This is a genomic window from Streptomyces sp. NPDC001848 (assembly GCF_042891915.1).
In the GTDB taxonomy this organism is placed as follows: domain Bacteria; phylum Actinomycetota; class Actinomycetes; order Streptomycetales; family Streptomycetaceae; genus Streptomyces.
In genome coordinates this window covers 410,334-424,375 of record NZ_JBIATP010000006.1, presented here as the reverse complement: position 1 = coordinate 424,375, position 14,042 = coordinate 410,334, and the positions used below count along the sequence as shown (strand labels likewise).

Below are 14,042 nucleotides of genomic sequence, written 5' to 3'. Positions count from 1 at the left end.
CACCGGGGACGAGCGACAACTCCACGAGCCGGAAAAGGGGGAGCCCCGATGGCCTCGGACACATACGCCCGACCCAGCGTCAGGACCGGAGGCCACACCGGACCGGGGACCACGGATTCCCTCGGCCGGCTGCACCACTTCTTCGAATCCGCCTGTGACCGCGGCCCGTCGGCCGTGGCGCTGGAGTGCGACGGGCAGCGCCTGACGTACGCCGACCTCGACGCACGCGCCAACCAGGTCGCCCACCACCTGCGCCGTCTGGGCATCGGCCCGGGCGCACGCGTGGCGCTCATGGTGCCGCGCTCGGTCGCGATGTACGCATGCCTGCTGGGCGTCTGCAAGGCCGGGGCGGCGTTCGTGCCGGTCGACCCCGAGTCACCGCCGGACCGGGTCGCCTTCATCCTGGGCGACGCCGGCACCGCCGCCCTGCTCACCACCTCCGCACGCGCGCCCCGGACACCGCTCCCGTGCCCGGTGATCGAGGCCGACACCCGCGCCGGTGACCTCGCCCGCCTGCCCACCACGCGCCCGACCGCCGCCCAACCGGACGAGGACGACCCCCTCGCCTACGTCATGTACACCTCGGGGTCCAGCGGCAGACCCAAGGGCGTGGAGATCGCCCAGTCCAGCATCTGCAACTTCCTCCGCGTCGTGACCCCCGTCTACGGCATACGCCCGGACGATCGGGTGTACCAGGGCATGACCCTGTCGTTCGACTTCTCCATCGAGGAGATCTGGCCGACGTGGACGGTGGGCGCCACGCTTGTCGCCGGACCGACCGGCCCGGGGCGCCTCGGCGACGAACTCGCCGACTTCCTCCAGGAGCACGCCGTCACGGTTCTGTACTGCGTGCCCACACTGCTGGCCACCCTCCCGCCGGACCTGCCGCGGATCCGGGGCGTCCTCGTGGGCGGCGAGGCCTGCCCGGCGCCGCTCGTCGAGCGGTGGAGCAGGCCGGGCCGCCGCATCCTCAACACCTACGGACCCACCGAGGCCACCGTCACCGCGACCTGCAAGGAACTGCGCCCGGGCCGGCCCGTCACCATCGGGCGCCCCCTGCCGACGTACTCGGTGGTGCTGCTGGACGAGCGACGCCGCCCCGTGCCGCCCGGCGCGACCGGCGAGATCTGCCTGGGCGGCCCGGGCCTCGCCCGCGGCTACGTGGGCCGCCCGGACCTGACCGCCGACCGTTTCATCCGGCACCCGCCGGGACCCCGGGGCGGCCGGCTCTACCGCACCGGCGACCTCGGCCGCATGACCCCCGAGGGGGACATCGAGTACCTGGGCCGGGCCGACGCCGAGGTCAAGGTCCGCGGCCACCGGGTCGCCCTCGACGAGATCGACAGCGTCCTGCTGGAGGACCCCGCCGTGGCCGCGGCGGTCACCGCGCTCGTCCCGGCGCCCGGCGCCCCGGCGGAACAGGGCCCGGACGGCAAGGCCCTCGCCGCCTACGTCGTCCGCGCCGGCAGCACCCCCGAACCGGACGCCGCCCCCGACGACGACGCCCTCGCCGCCCGCCTCCACGAGCGCCTGCGCCGTATGCTGCCCGCCTACATGATCCCGTCGTTCCTGGACGTCCTCGACCGGCTGCCCGCCATGCCGAGCGGCAAGGTCGACCGCAGGCGGCTGCCCGCCCCGACCGGCAGACGGCTCGCGGGCACCGGCCCGGTGGTGCCCGCCCGCGGCGTCTGGGAGACCCGCGTCCGGGACGCCTGGTCCCGGGCTCTCGGCATCCCCCCGGACCAGCTGTCCGCCGAGGCCGACTTCTTCACCGACCTCGGTGGCCACTCCCTGCTCGCCGCCCGGGCCGCCTCCCTGCTGCGCGGCCGGGACGGCGAACCCGGCCCCACCCTGCGCGACCTGTACGAACACCCCACCGTCCGCGCGCTCGCCGCCCGGCTGCGCACGACCGCGGCCGGCCCGGCCATCGCCGAGCCGCCCCGGCCGGCACCGCTCCGCCACGGCCGCGCCCGGATCGCACGCGCCGGGCTCGCCCAGGCCACGGCGATCCACATCGTGCTGTTGCTGCTCACACTGCCTCTGGCCGTCTCGTACGCCACCCGCCACGGCCAGATCTCCGGCTGGGCGGTGGCCGAGCCCGCGCTCGCCGTCCTGGCCGGCTACACCGCCCTGCGCTGGGTCCTCCCCGTCGTCCTGTGCCGCCTCCTTGCCGCGGGCATCGCCCCCGGCCGCCACCCCCTGTGGGGCGCGACCTACCTGCGCCTGTGGGCGCTGGACCTGCTGATCGGCATCAGCCCGCTCCGGGTGCTCAGCGGCTCCCCCCTCATGGCCCCCTACCTGCGGCTCCTCGGAGCCCGTGTCGGGGCCCGCACCACCATCGCCACCAGCCTGATCGCCCTGCCCACCCTGCTGCGCGTCGGCAGCGACACCGCCATCGGCTACGGCGTCTGCCTGCGCCCCTGGCAGGTCGCCGACGGATGGGTGACCGTCGCCCCGATCACCGTCGGCGAGCGGGCCTACGTCGGCGCGGGCGCGGTCCTCGAACCCGGCGCCCGCATGGGCCACCGCTCGGCACTCGGCGAGCAGTCCCTCCTCGGCCCGGGCGAGCCGGTCCCCGCCGGGGCGCGCCGAGCCGGGTCACCGGCGCGCCCGGTCGACGCCCTCGGTCCCGCCGTGGAGGCCATGCTGGCCAGGCCCGGCGTCCTCGACCGCTGGCGGCCACGGCACCTCGCCACCGCACTGCTCGGTCTGCTCTTCCTGGAGGCGGCACCGCCCGCGATGATCCTGCCGTCCGTCGCCCTGGTGTGGTGGGCCTGGCTGCGCTGGGGCACGGGGGCCGCACTGGCCGCCGCCGCGCTGTCCGGACCGCTGGTGGTGGCCACGGTGTGCACGGTGGTCGCCGTCGGCAAGCGTCTCGTCCTGCCCCGGGTGCCCGCCGGCGTCCACCCGGCCCGCTCCCTCCTCGGCGTGCGCAAGTGGGTCGCGGACAAGCTGCTGGAGTACAGCCTCACCCTCACCAACGCGCTCTACGCCACCCTCTACACCGTGCCGTGGCTGCGGCTGCTCGGCGCGCGCGTCGGCCGGGGGGCCGAGGTCTCCACCGCCGCCCACATCGACCCCGACCTGCTCACGCTCAAGGACGCCAGTTTCGTCGCGGACATGGCGAGCATCGGGTCCGCCGCCTTCGCCGCGGACCGGGTGGCGTTCGGCCCCACCGAGGTGGGCCGCCGCGCGTTCGTCGGCAACGCGGCGCTCATCCCGGCCGGAACGCAGCTGGGAGCGGGCTCCCTGGTGGGCGTGGGCACGGTCCCGCCGCCGGATCGCGTCCCCGAGGGCACCACCTGGCTGGGCTCGCCCGCCCTGCGGCTTCCGGTGCGGCAGAGCAGCGGGTCCTTCCCCGAGGAGCTGACCTACCGGCCGACCCGCAGGACCGTGCTGGGGCGCCTGGGCATCGAGTTCTTCCGCGCCGGCCTGCCCGCCTCCCTGCTGGCGACCGGCGGCTGCCTGTTCCTGTCGGCGTTGTCCGCCCTCACCCGCCATGCGGGCGTGCCGGTGGCGGTGCTCGTGTCACCGCTGCTCGCGATGGCTGCGATGGGCGCCGTCATCGCGTCCTGCGTGCTGGTGAAGCTCGTCGTCGTCGGACGGTACCGGCCGCGCGTCGCACCCCTGTGGAGCCTGTTCGTCCGGCGCACCGAGTTCGTCACCGGCCTGTTCGAGGCCGCCGCGGTCCCGGCCGGCGTGGGTACGCTGGTGGGGACGCCCTTCCTGCCGCCGGTGCTCCGCCTCTTCGGCGCCCGCATCGGACGGCGCACCTGGATCGGCACCACCTTCCTCACCGAGTTCGACCTGGTGGAGGTGGGCGACGACGCCGCGATCGGCACCCACGTCTCGCTGCAGACCCACCTGTTCGAGGACCGGGTCATGAAGATGTCCAAGGTGACCGTCCGGTCCGGAGCGAGCATCGGCGCCCGCGCGATCGTGCTGTACGACGCGGTGGTGGGCGAGGGCGTTCGGCTCGGGGCACTCTCCCTGGTCATGAAGGGGGAGCACCTGACGCCGGGGACCAGCTGGCGAGGGCTCCCCGCCGAGGGGGCCACGCGTACGGGGCGGTGAGGAAGGCATGGCACACGCCGAGGCGTCCGGCGCCGGACGGCGCCCGCTCGCGCTCGTCTACCGGGGGCCGGCCACGCTGCCCGGGTGCCCGGAGGCGGTCGCGGACCTGCTCACCGCCGGGCCCTGGGACCTGGACGTCCGCTTCACCGGGCCGCGCGAGGCGCTGCCGCTGTCGGCCGAGTCGCTCGCCCGGGCCCTCGTGTACGCCCAGCCGGGCGGCGGCAGGCTCTCCCGCGCCTACCGCAAGCTGCGCCGGCAACGCGACCCGATCCGCGACTTCGTGCGGGACGGCGGACGGTACCTGGGCTTCTGCCTGGGCGGCTATCTGGCCGGGGCGACCCCGGGGTTCGGACTGCTGCCCGGGGACACCGACCAGTACATCTCCTCGGCGGGGCGCACGGTCCACGACGACAGCGACACACTGGTCGGGGTGGTGTGGCGGGGCCGACCCCGGACGGTGTTCTTCCAGGACGGCCCGTACTTCGTCCTCGACGAGAGCGCGCAGGCGGCGGACACCAGAATCCTGGCCACCTACACCAACGGCCTGCCCGCCGCACTGGTGGCCCGGTTCGGCGCCGGCCGCGTGGCGGTCACGGGCCCGCACCCGGAGGCCACCGCCGACTGGTACACGGACAACGGCCTTCCGGTCCACGACGCCCGTGACCTGGCCGTGGACCTGGTGCGGACGGCGCTGGACGGCTGACGTACGCGGGAGGGCCCCGGAACCACCTGGTTCCGGGGCCCTCCTGGGACTGCCGACGCTACGCCTTCGTCAGGTCCTCGACCTCCTCCTCGGGCTCGCGACCCGGGGTGGTGAGGTTGAACTTGAGGATGGCGAACCGGAAGACGAAGTAGTAGATCGCGCCGAACACCAGGCCGATCGGGATGATCAGCCAGGGCTTGGTGGCGAGGTTCCAGTTCAGCAGGTAGTCGATCGCACCGGCCGAGAAGGTGAAGCCGGCGTGGACGCCGAGCGCCCAGGTGATCGCCATGGACAGCGCGGTGAGGACCGCGTGGATCGCGTACAGCACCGGGGCGATGAACATGAACGAGAACTCGATCGGCTCGGTGACACCGGTGACGAAGGAGGTGAGCGCGACCGAGAGCATCAGACCCATCACGGCCTTGCGGCGCTCGGGGCGGGCGGTGTGCGCGATGGCGAGCGCGGCAGCCGGAAGACCGAACATCATGATCGGGAAGAAGCCCGACATGAACTGCCCGGCGGTCGGGTCACCGGCGAAGAAGCGGTTCAGGTCGCCGTGCACGATGACGCCCGCGGAGTTCTTGTAGTCGCCGATCTGGAACCAGGAGACCGCGTTCACGAACTGGTGCATGCCGACCGGGATCAGCGCGCGGTTGATCAGACCGAACAGACCCGCGCCCACGGCACCGAGACCGGTGATCCACTTGCCCACGTCGGAGATGCCGTCACCGATCGGCTTCCAGACCAGCCCGAAGAAGACGCCGAAGAGCGTGCCGACGAACGCCATGATGATCGGGACGAGCCGGCGGCCGTTGAAGAAGCCGAGCCAGTCCACCAGCTTGGTGCGGTGGAACCGCTGCCACAGCACGGCGGACAGCAGACCCAGGAGGATGCCGCCGAGGACGCCAGGGTTGTTGTACGTCGCCTCGACTATCTTGCCGTTCTCGATGTGCTGCTCGGTCAGCGGGAACGCCTTCAGCACGTTGCTGTAGACGAGGTAGCCGACCAGGGCCGCGAGCGCGGTGGAGCCGTCCGACTTCTTGGCGAAACCGATCGCGACGCCGACGCAGAACAGCAGGGGCAGGTTGTCGAACACGGCGCCGCCCGCGGTCGCGAAGACGGACGCGACCTTGTGCCAGCCGAGCCCGTCGTCACCGAACACGTCGGGCTGCCCCAGCCGGAGCAGGATGCCCGCCGCCGGCAGCACGGCGATGGGGAGCTGCAGGCTGCGGCCGACCTTCTGCAGGCCCTGAAACAGACCGGAGCCCCGCTTCTTCGCGGGGGCCGCCGTCGTCGCGGTGGCGGTGCTCATACTTCCTCCATGTGCCGGGGAGCTGCCGGGGGGACGGGAAAAAGGGGGGAGGTGAACGGGGTGGACAGCCCCCGTGTGGTCTACACCACCTGTGGTGTAGACCTGTTGTAGCACGGTGAAGGCGGGATAAGGAACCCATGAATTCTGTGGCCTCGGACAGATCCGGAGCAAATGCCGCACTCGTGATAAAGGCCACGTAGCCGGTCGCGGTGCCCCGCCCGGCACTTTGCGGCCTTTCCCCTGGTGGTGTAGACCAGTTTCGACACAGCGGTTCGGCTCAGGGAGTAAGGACATGGCCAGCAAGGCTGAGAAGATCGTTGCCGGGCTCGGCGGCATCGACAACATCGACGAGATCGAGGGCTGCATCACCCGGCTCCGCACCGAGGTCCACGACGCCTCGCTGGTCGACGAGGCCGCCCTGAAGGCCGCCGGCGCCCACGGCGTGGTCAAGATGGGCACCGCCATCCAGGTCGTCATCGGCACCGACGCCGACCCGATCGCCGCGGAGATCGAAGACATGATGTGAGCGCCGGCCGACGCGGCTCACACACCAGTACGCATACGCGGATGGCCAGGGGCTTCTCCCACCGTGGGAGAAGCCCCTGACGCAGTTACGGATAGGCTCGGCGCCATGTCTCGAATCGACGGCCGCACCCCCGAACAGCTCCGCCCGGTCACCATCGAGCGCGGCTGGAGCAAGCACGCCGAGGGCTCCGTCCTCGTCTCCTTCGGCGACACGAAGGTCCTCTGCACCGCCTCCGTCACCGAGGGCGTGCCGCGCTGGCGCAAGGGCAGCGGCGAGGGCTGGGTCACCGCGGAGTACGCCATGCTGCCCCGCTCCACCAACACCCGCGGCGACCGCGAGTCGGTCAAGGGCAGGATCGGCGGCCGTACCCACGAGATCAGCCGCCTGATCGGCCGCTCCCTGCGCGCCGTCGTCGACACCAAGTCGCTCGGCGAGAACACCGTCGTCCTCGACTGTGACGTCCTCCAGGCCGACGGCGGCACCCGCACCGCCGCGATCACCGGCGCGTACGTCGCGCTCGCCGACGCCGTCGCCTGGGCGCAGCGCAGGAAGCTCGTCAAGGCCACCCGGCAGCCGCTGACCGGCACCGTCTCCGCCGTCTCCGTGGGCATCGTGTCCGGCGTACCGCTCCTCGACCTCTGCTACGAGGAGGACGTCCGCGCCGAGACCGACATGAATGTCGTCTGCACCGGCGACGGCCGCTTCGTCGAGGTCCAGGGCACGGCGGAGGCGGCCCCCTTCGACCGCGCGGAACTGAACGCCCTCCTCGACCTCGCCGTGGCGGGCTGCGAACAGCTCACGGCGATCCAGCGGGCGGCGCTGGAGGCAACCGCGTAGCGCGGAACGGCGTTTTCAGGAGTGACCCGGGTGGGGCGCACGGACGACACCGCGCGCCCCACCCTCACCACCCACGCGGAGGGAACCGCTCCATGGCCGCGCGCCACCGCCGACGCACCGCCACCGCCGCGCTCGCGGCCGTCGCCGTCCTCGCCGCCGTCGGCGCGAGCGCGGGCTGCGACGCCGTGAACAAGGCCATCGACTGCGTCCAGACCGCCGACTCGATAGCCGACAGCGTCACCGACCTCCAGCAGGCCGTCGAGAACGCGGCGAACGACCCGACCCGCACGGACGACGCCCTGAACTCCATCGAGAAGAACCTCGACCAGATCGGCGACAGGACGGACAACGTCGACCTCAACAAGGCGGTCGACGACCTGCGCAAGGCGGTCACCAACCTCCGGGGCGCGATCAAGAACGGCGACAAGACCCCCGACGTCGCCCCGGTGACGAACGCGGCGGGCGAACTGACGAAGGTCTGCACGTCGTCCTAGGGCGCCAGGCGGGCGCCGCGGCCACGCACCGCCCACGGATACTGGTCCCATGACCCGCCTGATCCTCGCCACACGCAACGCCGGAAAGATCACCGAACTCCGGGCGATCCTCGCCGAAGCGGGCCTCCCGCACGACCTGGTCGGCGCCGACGCCTACCCCGACATCCCCGACGTCAAGGAAACGGGCGTGACCTTCGCCGAGAACGCCCTGCTCAAGGCCCACGCGCTGGCTCGTGCCACGGGCCTGCCGGCGGTGGCGGACGACTCCGGCCTGTGCGTCGACGTCCTGAACGGCGCACCGGGCATCTTCTCCGCCCGCTGGGTGGGCCGCCACGGCGACGACAAGGCCAACCTCGACCTGCTCCTGGCCCAGCTCGCGGACATCAACGACCCCCACCGCGGCGCCCACTTCGCCTGCGCGGCGGCCCTGGCCCTCCCCGACGGCACGGAACGGGTGGTCGAGGGCCAACTCCGCGGCACCCTGCGCCACGAGCCCACCGGCACGAACGGCTTCGGCTACGACCCGATCCTCCAGCCGGAGGGCGAGACCCGAACCTGCGCGGAACTCACCCCCGAGGAGAAGAACGCGATCAGCCACCGCGGCAAGGCGTTCCGGGCGCTGGTACCGGTGGTTCGGGAACTGCTGGGCTGAGGCCGACTGCACGGAAGGCCCGGTCCCTGGAAAGTGCCGCTCGGACCGGGCCTTCCGTCATGCCATGTCTGTGTGCGGTCGGTGGGACTCGAACCCACACGGGATTTCTCCCACGGGCACCTAAAACCCGCGCGTCTGCCATTTCGCCACGACCGCGACAAAACGGACACTTCGCCTTCCTGTGTCGTTTCGCGTTGCTCAGTGTACGGGTGGGGCCGGATGCTCTGTGCGGCGCCCGACTTTCCGGCGGCACCATGTGGCCGTCAGAGCATGGCAGTTCGGGCACAGACACCTCAGGTTCTCGACACGATTGTCCAGCCAGTCGCCGTTGACGTGGTCGATTTGGAGTGTGATCGGTTGCCCTAGCCACTGGCCTGCATTTCCGCAGGTGGCGCACTGATGGGGAACCCCTAGATCCTGTAAGGCCGCATGCAATCGTGCCCGGTTGGGACGCGCGGATCCGGGTGGGAGGGCCACCAATACCTTTTCCCTCGTAGCCTTGCGCGGGCTTGTCTGCACTGCGCCCCAGGGGCGCCGAGTGAAGTGGCTTGTGTCCAGGCCGAGCTCGGCGACCCTACGGCGGATACGCCTGTGGTTCGTGTCGTTCACCTCTAGTTTCAGGGCGCGTATGAGGTCGGCGTAGCTCGTGGCTTCAGGGACCGCCGCCCGCAGTTCCTGCTCAGGGATCGCGAAGCGAGCGTTGCGGAAATGGGACGTGTCGATGGCCCGCTCTCGGAACATTCGCCCCAGCACGTTGCGTGACCGGCTGTCGTCGGGGACTCCCAGAACCGCGGCAGCGCTGCGCAGGTTGTGGGCGGAGGCGGCCGCGGCCCGCAGTTCCTCGTCGGTGAACGGCAGGTCCAGGTGCGCGCGGTCGATGCCTGGGAAGTGGCTGATGTCGATCCCCGCAGCGGCGATACGGCGTCGGATGTGCGCGAGGGTTCCGGTCGCCGGTGTGGCCCCAAGTTTCAGTGCGACCTCACGCAACGTGGTGGATGACGCCGCCGCTGCGGCGATCGCGGCGTCCGGATACCTGCGCCAGGGGCTGCGCTGCCGGAAGTGGCCGGTGTCGATCCCATGGGCGGCGACTTGCTGCTGCAGTACGCGCCGCTGCCCACCGCTCGGCTTGAGCCCCAGACGGCGCATGAGGTCATTCCAGGTAGGGGACTCGGCGACTGCATTCGCAAGCGTGTTCCGTTGGTACTTGCCCGTCGCGGCCATGCCCCCTCCGTTCTCGACCGCGCGTTCGCGGTCTCGTACGGAGTAACGAATCGTTGATCGGACAGTCACGCGCAGGAACGGCAAAAGGGGCTGGTGACGATCGTCACCAGCCCTCTTCCGGGGTGAACCGCGTTGATCTACAGGTACAGCCCCGTGGAGTCCTGCGTCCCCTCGAAGCGGTCCGCCGCCACCGCGTGCAGGTCGCGTTCGCGCATCAGGACGTACGCGATCCCGCGTACCTCCACCTCGGCCCGGTCCTCCGGGTCGAACAGGACCCGGTCGCCCGGTTCCACGGTCCGTACGTTCTGCCCGACCGCGACGACCTCCGCCCAGGCGAGGCGCCGGCCCACGGCCGCGGTCGCGGGGATGAGGATGCCGCCGCCGGAGCGGCGCTCGCCCTCGCCGGTCTCCTGCCGCACCAGCACGCGGTCGTGCAGCATCCGGATGGGCAACTTGTCGTGGTGGGTCTTCTCGCTCACGCCCTGAACCTACCTGCCTTCGACGGCCTCGCGCGCGCCCGGGTCAGACCCGGCGCCGCCGGGAGCCCAGCGCGAACAGTCCCACGACGCCGACCACGACCAGCGCCACCGGCACGATGCGCTCCAGCCGCGGCGCGCCCTCCTCCGTGACCAGCTGGCCCTTGACCTCGCTGACGACCCGGTTGACGCCCACATAGGCCCGCCCGAGCGTGTGGTCGATGTTGGAGACGACCTTGGCCCTGGCGTCCCCGACGATCGTCTTCGGGTGCACCCGGACGCCGATCTCGTCGAGCGTCTCGGCCAGCGTCTCGCGGCGGCGCCTGATGTCCGCCTCGATCTCGGCCGGAGTCCTGGTGTCCGGTGTGCTCGACGTGTCCGTCACCGCGCTTCCTCCGTGGTCGTGTGCGACGTGTTCCGCGCATTTTCCTGATTCTGTGCTGGACAGTCTGTCAGCTTCGTGCCGAACGCACTCCTCGGCACCCCCGTGGGAGGGTCCGGAAGCAGATTAGGCTCGTCGGGCAGACCCGTGTGTGATCCATGTGATCCGCGTAACCCGCCCCTTGCCCCGTGAGGTACCGATGAGCGAGCGACTCCAGCCCGGCGACACCGCCCCCGCCTTCACCCTGCCGGACGCCGACGGCAACGAGGTCTCCCTGGCCGACCACAAGGGCCGCAAGGTCATCGTGTACTTCTACCCGGCGGCACTCACCCCTGGCTGCACCAAGCAGGCGTGCGACTTCACGGACAACCTCCAGCTGCTGGCGGGCGCCGGCTACGACGTCATCGGCATCTCCCCGGACAAGCCGGAGAAGCTCGTGAAGTTCCGCGAGAAGGAGTCCTTGAAGGTCACCCTCCTCGCCGACCCCGACAAGAAGGTGCTGGAGGCGTACGGCGCCTTCGGTGAGAAGAAGCTGTACGGCAAGACGGTCGTCGGCGTCATCCGCTCCACGGTGATCGTGGACGAGGACGGCAAGGTCGAGCGCGCGCTGTACAACGTGAAGGCGACGGGACACGTGGCGAAGATCATCAAGGATCTGGGTATCTGACGGTCTCCACAGGAACGGCCCGCACCGGTGCGATCCGGTGCGGGCCGTTCGATGCGCCGAGGGTCGGGCGCTAAGGCCTCCGGCCCTGCGGGCCCAGCGCCCCACTGGTCGTCCCGCCGTTCCCGGCGGTGCCTCCGGTTGTCGTCCCGCCGTCGCCGGTGGTGCCACCCGTGCCGGTCGGGCCGCCGGTCGTCGTGCCGCCGTTCCCGGTGGTGCCTCCGGTTGTCGTCCCGCCGTCGCCGGTGGTGCCGCCCGTGCCGGTGGTGCCTCCGGTTGTCGTCCCGCCGTCGCCGGTGGTGCCGCCCGTGCCGGTCGGGCCGCCGGTCGTCGTGCCGCCGTTGCCGGGGGTGCCGCCCGTCTGGCCCTGGGTCTGGCCCTGGTTCTGGCCCGGGGTGCTGGACTGGCCGCCGGTCGCGCCGCCGTTGGACTGGTCGCCCGTGGTGCCGGGCTGCTGGTCCGTCGGGCCGGCGCTCGGGGGCTCCAGCGTCTGGTCCGCGCCCGCCTGGAGCTGCAGGTCGAAGTCCTTCACCGGCTGCCCCTGCAGCGCGTCCTTCGTGAACTGCGCCCAGATCTGCGCGGGCGCGCCGCCGCCGTTGATGCGGGGCAGGCCCATCGCGCCGTAGAGCGACTGGTGCCTGCCGGTGTCCGGGTCCTGGCCCATGACCGCGACCACGGTGGCCAGCTGCGGGGTGTAGCCCGCGAACCAGGCCGCCTGGTCCTCCTCGGCGGTGCCGGTCTTGCCGGCGGCGGGTCGGCCGGCGCCCTGAGCGGCGGTCGCGGTGCCGTTGTCGACGACGCTCTGCAGGACGGACGTGGTGGTGTCCGCCGCCTCGCGGCTGACCGCCTGCTTCGTGGACTGCTGCGGCAGCGGGATGCTCTGCGTGCCGTCGGTGATCTTCTCGACCAGCGTGTACGCGCCGTGCTCGCCATGGTTGGCGAGCGTGGCGTACGCCTGCGTCATGTCGAGGACGCTCGCGGTGGCGGTGCCGAGCGCGATCGACGGGTACGGCTGCAGGTCGGGCGTGTTCGCGGGCACACCCAGGTCGATCGCGGTCTGCTTCACCTTGGACGGGCCGACGTCCACCGCCATCTGCGCGTACACGGCGTTCACGGACTTGTCCGTGGCCTTGCGGACGGTGATCGGGCCGTAGGAGACGTTGTCCTCGTTCTCCGGCGCGTAGGCACCGCCGGACCAGCCCTGTACGGGCCGCTTGTCGGTGCCGTCGTACACCGTGTTCGGGGTGATGGTGACGCCGTCCTGGGTGCGGGAGCCGTTCCCCACCGCCGAGGTGAACACGAACGGCTTGAACGTGGAGCCGACCTGGTAGTCGCGGCGGGTGGCGTTGTTGACGTACTGCTTGGTGTAGTCGATGCCGCCGTACATCGCGAGGACCTTGCCGGTGGCCGGGTCGATGGCGGCGCCGCCCGCGCGGACGTACCGGTCGACCTTGTTGTTCTTCTTGTCGAGCTTGCTCATCACCTGGTCGTCGACGGCCTTGACGAAGGCGTCCTGCTTGGACTTCTCCAGCGTGGTGGTGATGCGGTAGCCGCCGCGGGCCAGGGTGTCCTCGTCGATGATCTTGTTGCTGGTGAGGTAGTCCTTGACCGCCTGGATCAGGTAGCCGCGCTGCCCGGACATGCCGGAGGCGTAGACCTGCTGGCGGGGCGTGGGGAAGGTGACCTTCTTCCGCTCGGCGGCGCTCAGCCAGCCCTTCTTGACCATGCCGTCGAGGACGTAGTTCCAGCGGGCCACGGCCGCGCCCTTGTTCTCGGGATGCGCGATCACGTCGTACTCGCTGGGCGCGTTCAGCAGGGCCGCGATGTAGGCGGCCTGGCCGACGGTGAGGTCCTTGGCGTCCACGCCGTAGTAGGCCTGGGCGGCGGCCTGGATGCCGTAGGCGTTGCGGCCGAAGTAGCTGGTGTTGAGGTAGCCCTCGAGGATGTCGTCCTTGCTCTTCTCGCGGTCCAGCTTGATCGCGATGAAGAACTCCTTCACCTTGCGGGTGACGGTCTGCTCCTGCTCCAGGTAGTAGTTCTTCACGTACTGCTGGGTGATCGTCGAGCCGGACTGCTTGCCCTTGCCGGTGGCGGTGTTCCAGGCCGCGCGGACCATCGCCTTGGGGTCGACGGCGGACTCGGTGTAGAAGTCGCGGTCCTCGGCGGCGAGGGCGGCGTGCTGGGCGGCCTTGGAGATCTGCGCGAGCCTGACGTTCTCCCGGTTGACGGTGCCGTCGCGGCCCAGCTGGCTGCCGTCCGCGTACAGGTAGACGTTGCTCTGCTTGGTGGCCGCCGCGTTCGCCGCCGGGATCTTGACCATGTAGTAGCCGAGGGCGAACAGTCCGACCAGGAGCAGCAGGCCGGCCACGAAGGTGCCGAGCACCGTCTTCCAGGTGGGGATCAGCCGGCGCCATCCCGTGCGCCTCGGCCGCTTCGGGCCGTCGCCGGGGACCGCCGCGACGGGTGCCGTCTGCGGTTCTCTGGACGCCACGACCTGGCTGCTCTTCTGCGGCTGTGGCTCGTCGCTCATCGTGGTGCCGGACTCCCGTTTCGCGTCGTACGTTCCCGTACGTCCTCGTACGCCATCTGCATCCCCTGATGAAGACTGTCGCACCTTGCGTTCCAGTTCCCGGCACGAGGGACGTTCGTACGGGAAAAACGTGTGGTACGCCACTTCGTCCGCGCGCTAGGCTCCGGCGCT

Annotated in this window: 12 protein-coding genes and 1 tRNA gene; 7 read left to right on the top strand and 6 right to left on the bottom strand. The window is 71.2% G+C overall.

Going from position 1 to position 14,042, the window contains the following annotated elements; translation table 11 throughout:
• Positions 1 to 48: 48 nt before the first annotated feature.
• Both ACFYZJ_RS15380 and ACFYZJ_RS15375 read left to right on the top strand, forming a co-directional pair.
• Positions 49 to 4,074, top strand: coding sequence for a Pls/PosA family non-ribosomal peptide synthetase (locus ACFYZJ_RS15380; RefSeq protein WP_388567526.1), 4,026 nt, complete (start codon positions 49 to 51; stop codon positions 4,072 to 4,074).
• 7 nt (positions 4,075 to 4,081) lie between these two features.
• Positions 4,082 to 4,777: a BPL-N domain-containing protein gene (locus tag ACFYZJ_RS15375; protein ID WP_388567523.1), complete on the top strand. Its 696-nt coding sequence runs from the start codon at positions 4,082 to 4,084 to the stop codon at positions 4,775 to 4,777.
• A 58-nt stretch (positions 4,778 to 4,835) separates the two neighbouring features.
• Here the strand turns inward: ACFYZJ_RS15375 and ACFYZJ_RS15370 are convergent, their stop codons facing one another.
• Positions 4,836 to 6,089: a PTS transporter subunit EIIC gene (locus tag ACFYZJ_RS15370; protein WP_388567520.1), complete on the bottom strand. Its 1,254-nt coding sequence runs from the start codon at positions 6,087 to 6,089 to the stop codon at positions 4,836 to 4,838.
• Positions 6,090 to 6,381: 292 nt separating this feature from the next.
• On the opposite strand from ACFYZJ_RS15370, the gene ACFYZJ_RS15365 reads away from it, so the two are divergent.
• The 4 genes from ACFYZJ_RS15365 to rdgB all read left to right on the top strand — a co-directional run bounded on the left by ACFYZJ_RS15365 (position 6,382) and on the right by rdgB (position 8,598).
• Positions 6,382 to 6,615: a glucose PTS transporter subunit EIIB gene (locus ACFYZJ_RS15365; RefSeq protein WP_043440579.1), complete on the top strand. Its 234-nt coding sequence runs from the start codon at positions 6,382 to 6,384 to the stop codon at positions 6,613 to 6,615.
• A 105-nt stretch (positions 6,616 to 6,720) separates the two neighbouring features.
• A complete protein-coding gene (gene rph, locus ACFYZJ_RS15360; protein WP_388567517.1) occupies positions 6,721 to 7,452 on the top strand; it encodes a ribonuclease PH in 732 nt (243 codons plus the stop codon).
• 92 nt (positions 7,453 to 7,544) lie between these two features.
• Positions 7,545 to 7,946, top strand: coding sequence for a hypothetical protein (locus ACFYZJ_RS15355; protein ID WP_388567514.1), 402 nt, complete (start codon positions 7,545 to 7,547; stop codon positions 7,944 to 7,946).
• Between the two features lie 49 nt (positions 7,947 to 7,995).
• Entirely contained in the window at positions 7,996 to 8,598 is a 603-nt protein-coding gene (rdgB, locus tag ACFYZJ_RS15350) for an RdgB/HAM1 family non-canonical purine NTP pyrophosphatase (RefSeq protein WP_388567512.1), read from the top strand.
• A 73-nt stretch (positions 8,599 to 8,671) separates the two neighbouring features.
• Here the strand turns inward: rdgB and ACFYZJ_RS15345 are convergent.
• The 4 genes from ACFYZJ_RS15345 to ACFYZJ_RS15330 form a co-directional block, all read right to left on the bottom strand.
• Positions 8,672 to 8,754, bottom strand: a tRNA-Leu gene (locus ACFYZJ_RS15345).
• A 42-nt stretch (positions 8,755 to 8,796) separates the two neighbouring features.
• Positions 8,797 to 9,819, bottom strand: a complete 1,023-nt coding sequence (locus ACFYZJ_RS15340) for an HNH endonuclease signature motif containing protein (protein WP_388567510.1) — start codon at positions 9,817 to 9,819, stop codon at positions 8,797 to 8,799.
• A 137-nt stretch (positions 9,820 to 9,956) separates the two neighbouring features.
• A complete protein-coding gene (locus ACFYZJ_RS15335; RefSeq protein ID WP_388567507.1) occupies positions 9,957 to 10,298 on the bottom strand; it encodes a GroES family chaperonin in 342 nt (113 codons plus the stop codon).
• Positions 10,299 to 10,341: 43 nt separating this feature from the next.
• The gene (locus ACFYZJ_RS15330) at positions 10,342 to 10,680 is read right to left on the bottom strand and encodes a DUF3618 domain-containing protein (RefSeq protein ID WP_388567506.1); all 339 of its coding nucleotides are present in this window, start codon (positions 10,678 to 10,680) and stop codon (positions 10,342 to 10,344) included.
• A gap of 196 nt (positions 10,681 to 10,876) precedes the next feature.
• On the opposite strand from ACFYZJ_RS15330, the gene bcp reads away from it, so the two are divergent.
• Positions 10,877 to 11,344: a thioredoxin-dependent thiol peroxidase gene (gene bcp, locus ACFYZJ_RS15325; RefSeq protein ID WP_388567504.1), complete on the top strand. Its 468-nt coding sequence runs from the start codon at positions 10,877 to 10,879 to the stop codon at positions 11,342 to 11,344.
• Positions 11,345 to 11,414: 70 nt separating this feature from the next.
• Here the strand turns inward: bcp and ACFYZJ_RS15320 are convergent, their stop codons facing one another.
• Positions 11,415 to 13,871, bottom strand: a complete 2,457-nt coding sequence (locus ACFYZJ_RS15320) for a transglycosylase domain-containing protein (protein WP_388567501.1) — start codon at positions 13,869 to 13,871, stop codon at positions 11,415 to 11,417.
• Between the last annotated feature and the right edge of the window lie 171 nt (positions 13,872 to 14,042).

Bases quoted from the DNA above. Each gene is read 5' to 3' on its own strand.
- ACFYZJ_RS15380 (WP_388567526.1), top strand. From the start codon at position 49: ATGGCCTCGGACACATACGCCCGACCCAGCGTCAGGACCGGAGGCCAC.
- ACFYZJ_RS15375 (WP_388567523.1), top strand. From the start codon at position 4,082: ATGGCACACGCCGAGGCGTCCGGCGCCGGACGGCGCCCGCTCGCGCTC.
- ACFYZJ_RS15370 (WP_388567520.1), bottom strand. From the start codon at position 6,089: ATGAGCACCGCCACCGCGACGACGGCGGCCCCCGCGAAGAAGCGGGGC.
- ACFYZJ_RS15365 (WP_043440579.1), top strand. From the start codon at position 6,382: ATGGCCAGCAAGGCTGAGAAGATCGTTGCCGGGCTCGGCGGCATCGAC.
- rph (WP_388567517.1), top strand. From the start codon at position 6,721: ATGTCTCGAATCGACGGCCGCACCCCCGAACAGCTCCGCCCGGTCACC.
- ACFYZJ_RS15355 (WP_388567514.1), top strand. From the start codon at position 7,545: ATGGCCGCGCGCCACCGCCGACGCACCGCCACCGCCGCGCTCGCGGCC.
- rdgB (WP_388567512.1), top strand. From the start codon at position 7,996: ATGACCCGCCTGATCCTCGCCACACGCAACGCCGGAAAGATCACCGAA.
- ACFYZJ_RS15340 (WP_388567510.1), bottom strand. From the start codon at position 9,819: ATGGCCGCGACGGGCAAGTACCAACGGAACACGCTTGCGAATGCAGTC.
- bcp (WP_388567504.1), top strand. From the start codon at position 10,877: ATGAGCGAGCGACTCCAGCCCGGCGACACCGCCCCCGCCTTCACCCTG.
- ACFYZJ_RS15320 (WP_388567501.1), bottom strand. From the start codon at position 13,871: ATGAGCGACGAGCCACAGCCGCAGAAGAGCAGCCAGGTCGTGGCGTCC.